Source organism: Anaeromusa sp. (assembly GCF_028691475.1).
Taxonomy (GTDB): Bacteria; Bacillota; Negativicutes; order Anaeromusales; family Anaeromusaceae; genus Anaeromusa.
The window spans coordinates 1-9,622 of sequence record NZ_JAQUZF010000104.1 but is presented as its reverse complement, the minus strand read 5'-3'; the positions used below and the strand labels follow the sequence as shown (position 1 = coordinate 9,622).

Genomic DNA, 9,622 nt, shown 5'->3' with positions numbered 1-9,622 from the left:
CTTCTACAAAATAGGTCAAATGCAAAATGTCCAATGGGTTCACGCCTTTCGAAAGGTAGGATTTTTCTTCCCACTTGCATTGTACTGCACTTGCTGGAGGAAAGAAAATTCTTCTTGGGAATGAGCGGTATGCCGCAAAGAGATGGGGGGCGGTGAGACGTAGCGAACGGGGATTAAACAAGAGTCGCTGGAGGGTACGGAGAACGGAACAAAGAGGAACAGAGTAAGCAGAGGGATTTAGAGAAAATACGGGGATGGGTTTGAATAAAAAACAACCAGCTTGCGCAGGGCGCAAGCTGGTTCGTGCTTTCTAATCTTCTCTGTTCTCCTCTGTTCCTCAGTTACTCTGAGTTTCGTACCTTAGACCGAACGGATTTCTTCTTCTTTGGCGGCGAGAGGAGTCGTGCGCAGGATGGGGTGGTGCAAAGGCTTTAAGGCGCCATATTCCAGTTCGCTGTAGGCAGTGATGCCATGCTCGCTGAGATCCAGGCCTTCGTGTTCATCCTCGACGGAAACGCGGATGCCGCAGATGGCTTTGAGGGCGCTGAAAGCAGCATAGGTGGCGCCGAAGCCCCAGAGGGAAACGGCCAATACGCCTAGAAGCTGGATGAAAAGCAGATCTGTGCCGCCGCCATAAAGGAGGCCGCCCTTTTCGGCAAAAACGCCGACAGCAACGGTGCCGAAGGTGCCGCAGACGCCGTGTACGGCGATGGCGCCGACCGGGTCGTCCGCCCGCAAGGAGTCAAAGAAGGGAACGGCGGCAATGATGAGCACGCCGGCAATGGCGCCAATCACGATGGAACTGATGGGCTCTACGTACGCGCAACCGGCGGTGATGGCCACAAGACCGCCCAGTGCGCCGTTGATAGCCATACTAGGGTCGGCTTTGCCGTAACGGAAAAGTGTTAAAAGCGTAGCGGCCATGCCGCCGGCTGCGGCTGCCAGGTTGGTGTTGACGGCGATGCGGGCAATGTTGGTATCAAGACCAGACAGGGTGCTGCCGGGGTTGAAGCCGAACCAGCCAAACCAGAGGATGAAGGCGCCCAGGGCTGCCAACGGCAGGTTGTGACCGGGCATGACGTTGGCGCTGCCGTCTTTGTTGAAACGACCAGTACGGGGGCCAAGTACCCAAACGGCAGCCAGAGCGGACCAGCCGCCCAAGGCATGAATGGCGGCGGAACCGGCAAAATCTAGCATGCCCAGCTGGTTCAGCCAGCCTTCGCTGCTCCAGACCCAGTGGCCAGCCAGGGGGTAGATGACAACGGTAGCTACAAAGGAAAAGATAATATATGGCGCGAATTTCATGCGTTCCGCCACGGCGCCGGAAACAATGGTAGCCATGGCGATGGCGAAAGCAGCCTGAAAGAGCCAGAAAGCGTAGATGGGAATCTTCAGATTCAAATGGGAGAGGTCACCGCTGACCCAGAAGCCATTCGTGCCAATGAGGCCGGCGGCATCGGCGCCGTACATGAGGGCGAAACCGGCGGCAAAATATCCAAGCATGCCGGCAGCGCAGTCTACAAGCACCTTCATAATAATATTAAGGGAATTGCGGCTTTGAATAAAACCGGCTTCCAGCATGGCGAAGCCTGCTTCCATTAAGAAAACAAGGGCGGCGCAAAGAAGCACCCATACAGTGTCTAAACCTACTGCCAGAGAATGTACTGAGATTTCCATGTTTTGTCCTCCTTGATTAATGTATACAATAAAAACAAAAAAACCAGTAACAAACACGAAGCTTCCGTAAGGAAAATTCTTCGTGTTTATTACTGGCTACGTCGCCACTATGTCGGCATGTGACAACTATATCATGAAAAAATAGCTTTGCCTAGATGGTTTGTAAAAAAAATCAAGAACGCGTAGGTTCTTTGATGGCGTCCGGTCCTTCTTCGCCCGTGCGGATGCGGACTGCGTTGACTAAGGGGTGAATGAAAATTTTGCCGTCGCCAATTTCGCCGGTGCGGAGGACGCGCTTCGCGGTTTCGACTACGCGTTCGACAGGGACCTCACAAACGACGGTTTCCACTTTGATTTTAGGCAGCAAATTAATGGCGTACTCATGGCCGCGGTATACTTCGGTATGGCCTTTGGTGGAGCCATAGCCGAAAACCTGGCTGACTGTCATGCCGGTAACGCCGATGGCGTTAAGAGCTTCTTTTAATTCATCCAGCTTATGAGGGCGGGTAATGATTTCTACTTTGGTAATGGCATCCATGTAAGTACCTCCATTATTTTATGTTGCGTTTATCGTATTATATTTGAAACAAAATCTACGTGCGTCTTGAAAAAGTTAAAAGCGACTTATGCTTTTTATAAAGCATGTACCTTCTTAGTGTAAACGATTTTGGGTGCGGAAGCAATTAGGAAACGTGCGGCAAAAGCAGGAAAGACTGGCATGAAAGACGTTCTTCATGTACAATGAGAAAGGCATCGCTTCTTTAGCGCGGTGCTGGAAGAAAACAATCAATGGGAGACGGTAGAATGGAATATATTTTGAATATCGTTGGACCGATGCTGGAAGGCACGGTTGTTACGCTGAAAATGTTTTTTGTTACGATTGTGCTTTCGCTGCCCTTAGGATTGGGGCTGGCTTTGGGACGCATTTCCCGCTATGGCTGGCTGCAACGCTTTATCGGCATGTATATCTGGCTTTTTCGCGGCACGCCCTTGATGCTGCAGCTCTTGTTTGTCTATTTTGCATTGCCGCTGATACCCTATGTGGGCGTGAAGCTGTCTGATTTTTCGGCTGCCATGTTGGCTTTTGTGCTGAATTACGCAGCATACTTTGCGGAAATATTCCGGGCGGGCATTCAGTCCATTGAAAAGGGTCAATACGAAGGCGCCAAGGTGCTGGGCATGAACTATGTGCAGACCATGCGCCGTATTGTTTTGCCGCAGGTTATACGCCGCGTGCTGCCGCCGATTAGTAATGAGACCATCACGTTGGTTAAGGATACTTCTTTGATTTACGTGTTGGCTATGGATGATTTGCTGCGTACGGCGCGGGCCTTGGTGCAGCGAGATTTCAGCACGACGCCGTTTTTGGTGGCGGCTGTGTTTTATCTGGTCATGACCTTGGTGCTCACTTGGGGCTTCCAATGGCTGGAAAAACGCTATAATACCTACGAAGAATAGGCGGTGACAATAATGAAGATGATTCGAGCCATTGATATACATAAGCAGTTTTCCGGCGTAGAAGTGCTCAAGGGCATTTCGCTGGAGGTAGAAAAAGGCGAGGTTGTCGCCATCATCGGACCGTCCGGTTCGGGGAAAAGTACGTTTTTGCGTTGCTTGAACCGCTTGGAGCAGATCGACAGCGGTTTGCTTGAAATTGAAGGAGAGCAGTTGGCTGGTCCGGGACCTGGCGGCGCTTGCCAATACGCGGATGAAGGCCGGGCCAGACAGATATGCAGTAAAATGGGCATGGTGTTCCAGCACTTTAATTTATTTCCTCATTTGACGGTGCTGCAGAACCTGCTCGAAGCGCCGATGACGGTAAAGAGCATGAAGAAAGACGAGATTTTGCCGTTGGCGGAAGAGCTCTTGAATAAAGTAGGCTTGCTGGTGAAAAAAGACAGCTATCCTTCCAGTTTGTCCGGCGGGCAAAAGCAGCGTGTAGCCATTGCCCGGGCCTTGGCGATGCAGCCGGATATTATGCTTTTTGACGAGCCGACTTCGGCGCTCGATCCGGAACTGACCGGAGAAGTGCTGAAAGCCATGCGGCAGCTGGCGGAAGAACGTATGACCATGGTGGTGGTTACTCACGAAATGGGTTTTGCGCGAGAAGTAGCCAATCGGGTTATTTTTATGGATCAAGGGGAAATCGTGGAAGAAGGCTTGCCGGAGCAGATTTTTCGCGCGCCCCAACAGCAGCGGACGCGGGAGTTTTTGGACAAGATCCTGTAGGTTTGTCAGCGAGGAGGTGCGTCATGGCTGGTGAAAAAGAGGGGATTTCCTCAGTGGATCGGGCGCTGGAAGTGCTGCTTGTACTGCAAAATTACGGCCAAGAGATGGGCGTAACGCAAATCGCCGCAGCGATGGGTCTGCATAAAAGCACCGTGCACCGCACGTTGGCGACGCTGGAGCAAAAAGGCTTTGTGCAGCAGAATATGCAAACCGGACGGTATTGGCTGGGGTTGAAGCTGTATTCCATTGCCATGACCATGCGAGAAAAGCTGCCTATCAACCGTATTGCCAGACCTTATGCGCAAGAACTTGCAGACGCCTTTAGCGAAGGGGTGCATTTAGCGGTGCTGGATCGCAGCAGCGAAGAGTATCCTCGGCAGATTGTTATTGATAAAATTGAAAGCCAAAAAATTCTCAGCTTGACGCCGCCTGTTGGCTCGACAACGCCAGCGCATTGCTCGGCTTTGGGGAAATGCCTCTTGGCCTATGCTGGGGAAGCGTTTTTGAATCGTTTTTTAGAGCATCCTTTACCGGCTTTTACCGAAAAAACCATTACGTCTTGGGATGTGCTGCAGCAAGAATTGGCGGAGATACGCCGCGGCGGTTATGGTACGGATAAGGACGAGCTGGAATGGGGACTTACTTGCATTGCCGCTCCGATCTTGGGAGCATCCGGTGAAATTGTTGCGGCCATTAGCCTTTCGGGACCGTCTTCGCGCATTCAGGGCGAGCAGAAAGCGCAGATTATTGCTGGCGTCCGCCGGGCTGCCGCCGCCATCTCTCGTGCTATGCAGTAATATTAGGGGTTGTTATTTTGTTTACCTCTTCCACAAAACGTATTTTGGGGATTGAGATTCTTTGACCGCTCTGCTACAATATAGACAAGTTAATTCTGACAATAAAAAAAGCGTTCTTAGATTGCATTCTAAAAGCGCTTTCTTTTTACAAGAAAAAAGGAACAACGTTCCGTTGGTCGGAACAAGGAGGGCGTATGGAGCATATTTTAGCAATCAATCCAGGAGCGACATCTACTAAAATTGCCTTATTTCAAGGCGAGACGCTTTGCTTCAAAGAGACCGTAGAGCACAAGGAGGAAGATCTGGCGCATTTTGCGACGGTGTTTTCTCAGCATGGGTATCGGTTGAAGCTGATCGTTGACATGTTAGAACAAAACGGCTTTTCTTTAGAGCAGCTGCAGGCGGTGGTGGCTCGCGGCGGGCTGCTTAAGCCTCTTTTGGGCGGGACTTATGCCGTCAACGAAGCGATGCTTGCTGATTTGCAGCAGGCGCAGCGAGGCGAGCACGCTTCCAATCTTGGGGCGGCTATGGCCCAGGATTTAGCGGAGAAACTAGGCATACCAGCGTATATTGTTGATCCTGTGTCTGTGGACGAGCTGGAGCCGGTGGCGCGTATTTCCGGGTTGGCGGAGCTGCCGCGGGTGAGCCTGTCTCATGCTTTGAACAGCAAGGCTGTAGGGAGAAAAGTGGCTTCTCTTTTAGGGAAGGAATATGGGGAAGTTCGGTTAATTGTGGCGCACTTGGGTACGGGGGTTTCCGTATCAGCCCAGCGCTATGGACGGACTGTTGATGTGAACAATGCAATGGATGAAGGTCCTTTTTCACCGGATCGCTGCGGTACGCTGCCGGGCAATCAATTGGTGCGTCTATGCTATAGCGGGCGCTATAGCGAGGCGGAAATGCGGGCCAAGGTGACCAGCCAAGGCGGCATGTATTCTTATCTGGGGACCAAGGATGTGCGAGAGGCGCAGAAGATGGCGGAGGCTGGCGATGCGCAAGCCAAGTTGGTTCTAGAAGCGATGCCCTATCAGGTAGCGAAGGATATTGGCGCTATGGCTGCCGTTCTGGAGGGACAGGTGGACGCTATTGCCCTTACTGGCGGTATTGCTTATGCGGAAGCGATTGTGGCGGACATCCGCCGGCGGGTGGAATTTATTGCACCGGTGTATGTAGTGCCTGGCGAGGAAGAACTGGAGTCGCTGGCGTTGGGAGCTTTGCGGGTACTGCGCGGGAAGGAAGAGGCGCGGCGTTACGAATAAGGTTGGATGCTAAGGAGGAAAAACTATGCTTGAAAACTTTGCCCATGCCTTAGCGGAAGCTAAAAAATCAGGGGCGCAGACGATAGCCGTGGCGGTGGCGCAGGATAAAGACGTGCTGTTGGCGTTGAAGCTGGCTCAGGATGCAGAGATTGCTGAGGCTGTCTTAGTAGGAGATGCTGCGGAAATTAAGCCCATGTTGCAGGAAGTAGGCTTGGCTGCGGATACAAGGATTGTCGACGAGAAGGACCCGGCGCAGGCGGCGTTAAAAGCGGTGTCCTTGGTACGGCAAGGTCAGGCGCAGGTTGTAATGAAGGGCATGCTCAACACTAGTGATTTTCTCAAAGCGGTGCTGCATCCGGAGCAGGGGCTGCGCAGCGGCAGCTTGCTCAGTCACTTAGCGGTTTTTGAGGTGCCTGGAGAAAAACGTCTTTTGTACCATACCGATGGCGGCATGAATATCGCGCCGGATTTGGCGACGAAAAAAGGGATTTTGAAAAACGCCTTGGCCGCGCTGCGCGCGCTGGGCTTAGCGGAACCCAAGGTAGCGGTTTTGACTGCTAATGAGCAGGTGCATCCGAAGATGCAGGCTACTGTAGATGCGCAAGCCTTGGTGGCAGTGGCTGCGGCGGGAGAATTTTCGCCGTGCGTCATCGAAGGTCCCATCGCCCTGGATGTGGCGCTCAATCCGGAGGCGGCTCGGCATAAGGGCATTGCCAGCCGTATTTCCGGTCAAGTGGATTTGTTCTTGATGCCTAATATTGAAACCGGCAATGTGCTGGGAAAATCGCTTTTGTATTATGCAGGCGCGCATATGGCGGGCTTGGTGCTGGGCGCCACCCATCCTATTGTGCTGACGTCCCGGGCGGAGACGCCGGAAGGCAAGCTGCATTCCATTTGTTTGGCCTGTTTGGCTGCAAGAAAGGGGAATTGAGGATGACGAAAATTGTGGTACTGCCGGAATACTGTAAAAGCTGCGGTTTGTGTATTGAAGCCTGTCCCAAACAGGTTTTGGCTCAGGGGGAAAAAACCAACGCTAAAGGGTATTTTCCTGTGACGCCAGTAAAGCCAGAAGCCTGTATCGGCTGCGGCTTATGTGCTACGATGTGTCCGGATATTGCAATTGAGATTTATCGTTAGGAGGCGGCAAGCATGGAGAAAAGACTCATCAAAGGCAATGAAGCCATAGCAGAAGCAGCCATTCGTTCGGGTTGCAAGCTGTTTTTTGGCTACCCTATTACGCCTTCCACGGAAATTGTGGAATATTTGTCGAAGCATCTGCCGGAAGCGGGCGGTCTGGTACTGCAGGGCGAAGACGAGGTAGCGTCTATCAATATGTGTTATGGCGCTGCTGCTACAGGAACGCGGGTTATGACTGCATCCTCCAGTCCTGGTTTTAGCTTGAAGCAAGAAGGGCTTTCCTATCTGGCGGCGACGGAGCTGCCGGTGGTTGTGGTTAATATTAACCGCGCCGGGCCTGGTCTGGGCGGCTTAGGGCCTTCCCAAGCCGACTATTTTCAGTGCACTAAAGGAGGCGGACATGGCGACTATCGCTTGATTGTGCTGGCGCCGTCCAAAGGGCAGGAAATGTATGATTTGACGATGGAGGCCTTCGATTTGGCTGATACGTACCGCACGCCGGTTTTGGTCATGGGAGACGGTTTCTTAGGGCAGATGATGGAGCCTGTGGCTTGCCATCCGTATCAGCCCAAAGAGCTGCCTCCTAAAGATTGGGCGGTTGGCGGCTGCCGAGGCCGGGAAAAACGTAAGCTTGTCAGCTATAGCTTGACGAACGAAGCGGGAGAGGCGAACTGTCTGCGCTGGCAGGAGAAGTTCGCCGCTATTGCGGCAAAAGAGCAGCGTTGGGAAGACTTTTGCGCGGAAGACGCGGAGTATCTGCTTGTAGGGTACGGCACTTGCGGACGTATTGCCAAAAGCGTTGTGTTGGCGGCGCGTCAGCAGGGCGTGAAGTTGGGCCTTATTCGGCCGATTACGCTTTGGCCCTTTCCGCAGCAAGCCTTTGACGGCTTGGCTGGTAAGATTAAAGGAATTATGACGCTGGAACTCAATGCCGGACAAATGATCGAAGATGTGAAGCTGGCGGTTTCCTGCGCTATGCCTGTAGAGTTGTACAACCGCCAAGGCGGCATGCTGCCTTCGGAAAACGAAGTGCTGCAGCATTTTATGCGCACCTTTGCACCGGAATGTCGGAAGGAGGCCTAAAGATATGGAGAGAGTATTTGGCAGACCCCAGGGCTTGACGGAGCTGCCCTTTCATTATTGCCCCGGCTGTACGCACGGTATTATTCATCGTCTCATTGGCGAAGTGCTGGAGGAACTGGATATTGTCGGCGATACCATTGGCGTCGCGCCAGTGGGTTGTGCGGGCTTTTCCCTGGACTTTTTCAGCTGCGATTTCGTTGGCGCCGCGCATGGGCGGGCGCAGGCGGTGGCTACCGGGATCAAGCGTTCCAAGCCGGAGCAGATGGTCTTTACGTACCAAGGGGACGGGGATATTGCGGCTATTGGTACGAGTCACGCCATTCATGTCGCGGCGCGGGGAGAAAAGATCACCTCGATTATGGTGAACAATGCCGTTTTTGGTATGACCGGCGGCCAGATGGCGCCGACAACATTAGATGGGCAAATTACGACTACAAGCCCCAAGGGGCGGGATGCTTCCGTTGTGGGCGAGCCGATCGATCTGCCGAAAGTAATGGCGGCCCTTTCGGGCGCTGCCTATGTAGCAGCGGTGTCAGTGGACTCGCCGCAAAATATTCGTAAAGCGAAAGAGGCGATTCGTCGGGCTTTCAAGGTGCAGCAGGCTGGTCTGGGCTTCGCGTTTGTCAGCATTCTGTCTACTTGTCCGACCAACTGGGGCTTGTCGCCTAAAGACAGTCTCGAGTGGCTGCGGCAGAACATGCTGCCAGTGTATGAAATGGGCGAACTGAAAATGGCCAAGGGGGTAGCCGAATTATGATGGACAAAATTTTGCTGGCCGGTTTTGGCGGCCAGGGCGTTATGTTTATCGGCAAGATTCTGGCTTATGCAGGCATGCTGGATGAGCAGGAGATCTGCTGGATCCCTTCGTATGGCCCGGAAATGCGCGGCGGTACGGCTAATTGCTCGGTCATTGTTTCTTCGGCTGAGATTCATTCTCCAGTGATTGAGCAAGCCGATGCTGGCATTGTGCTCAATCAGCCTTCCTATGAAGCGTTTTTAGGGCGTATCCGTCCCGGCGGCGCGTTGGTGGTCAATTCGTCCATTATCGATACCTCCGTCAAACGGCGAGACGATATCGAGCTGATCGAGGTGCCTGCTACCGATTTGGCTCACGACTTGGGGCGGCCGGCTCTGGCTAATATGGTCTGCCTGGGAGCGCTTTTGCCTCATCTGCAGTTGGTGGATGAAGCGTCAGTATCCAAAGCGGTTCAGGCGGTGGTCGGCAAGAAAAAGCCGGAGATGTTCGACCTCAACATGAAAGCGGTCCAGCAAGGTTTAGCAGGGCGGAGCTAGGAAAGAGGGTTGAACAGGAGAATCGGAGAACCAGAGGGTTCGCATGAGGATGCGGGTAACGGAATAGTAAGAGAAGATAAGGAGCCAATGATCTAATGAATGCTCCGGCAGGGCGAGATGGTTTTTCGCCAGGCGAGGAAGAAAATG

General features: G+C 52.9%; 11 protein-coding genes. 9 read left to right on the top strand and 2 right to left on the bottom strand.

Translation table 11 applies throughout. The features are described 5' to 3' along the window. Positions 1-360: 360 nt before the first annotated feature. Together PHF27_RS11750 and PHF27_RS11745 are read right to left on the bottom strand one after the other, a co-directional pair. Complete coding sequence (locus PHF27_RS11750; protein WP_300070241.1) at positions 361-1,677, bottom strand: ammonium transporter; 1,317 nt, start codon at positions 1,675-1,677, stop codon at positions 361-363. Positions 1,678-1,849: 172 nt separating this feature from the next. Continuing rightward, a complete protein-coding gene (locus PHF27_RS11745; RefSeq protein ID WP_300070238.1) occupies positions 1,850-2,215 on the bottom strand; it encodes a P-II family nitrogen regulator in 366 nt (121 codons plus the stop codon). A 266-nt stretch (positions 2,216-2,481) separates the two neighbouring features. On the opposite strand from PHF27_RS11745, the gene PHF27_RS11740 reads away from it, so the two are divergent. From PHF27_RS11740 to PHF27_RS11700, 9 genes are all read left to right on the top strand, one after another. Then, a complete protein-coding gene (locus tag PHF27_RS11740; RefSeq protein WP_300070235.1) occupies positions 2,482-3,135 on the top strand; it encodes an amino acid ABC transporter permease in 654 nt (217 codons plus the stop codon). A gap of 12 nt (positions 3,136-3,147) precedes the next feature. Beyond that, entirely contained in the window at positions 3,148-3,906 is a 759-nt protein-coding gene (locus PHF27_RS11735; RefSeq protein WP_300070232.1) for an amino acid ABC transporter ATP-binding protein, read from the top strand. 23 nt (positions 3,907-3,929) lie between these two features. After that, positions 3,930-4,703, top strand: a complete 774-nt coding sequence (locus tag PHF27_RS11730) for an IclR family transcriptional regulator (RefSeq protein ID WP_300070228.1) — start codon at positions 3,930-3,932, stop codon at positions 4,701-4,703. A gap of 194 nt (positions 4,704-4,897) precedes the next feature. Further along, positions 4,898-5,962, top strand: coding sequence for a butyrate kinase (gene buk, locus PHF27_RS11725; RefSeq protein WP_300070225.1), 1,065 nt, complete (start codon positions 4,898-4,900; stop codon positions 5,960-5,962). A gap of 25 nt (positions 5,963-5,987) precedes the next feature. After that, a complete protein-coding gene (locus PHF27_RS11720) occupies positions 5,988-6,893 on the top strand; it encodes a phosphate acyltransferase (RefSeq protein ID WP_300070223.1) in 906 nt (301 codons plus the stop codon). Positions 6,894-6,895: 2 nt separating this feature from the next. Continuing rightward, on the top strand, positions 6,896-7,099 hold the full coding sequence (locus PHF27_RS11715) for a 4Fe-4S binding protein (protein ID WP_300070220.1): 204 nt from the start codon (positions 6,896-6,898) through the stop codon (positions 7,097-7,099). A 12-nt stretch (positions 7,100-7,111) separates the two neighbouring features. Then, positions 7,112-8,182, top strand: a complete 1,071-nt coding sequence (gene vorB, locus PHF27_RS11710; RefSeq protein ID WP_300070217.1) for a 3-methyl-2-oxobutanoate dehydrogenase subunit VorB — start codon at positions 7,112-7,114, stop codon at positions 8,180-8,182. Positions 8,183-8,186: 4 nt separating this feature from the next. After that, positions 8,187-8,939: a thiamine pyrophosphate-dependent enzyme gene (locus PHF27_RS11705; protein WP_300070214.1), complete on the top strand. Its 753-nt coding sequence runs from the start codon at positions 8,187-8,189 to the stop codon at positions 8,937-8,939. Continuing rightward, a complete protein-coding gene (locus PHF27_RS11700; RefSeq protein WP_300070211.1) occupies positions 8,936-9,475 on the top strand; it encodes a 2-oxoacid:acceptor oxidoreductase family protein in 540 nt (179 codons plus the stop codon). The genes PHF27_RS11705 and PHF27_RS11700 overlap by 4 nt, the downstream gene beginning before the upstream one ends. Positions 9,476-9,622: the final 147 nt, after the last annotated feature.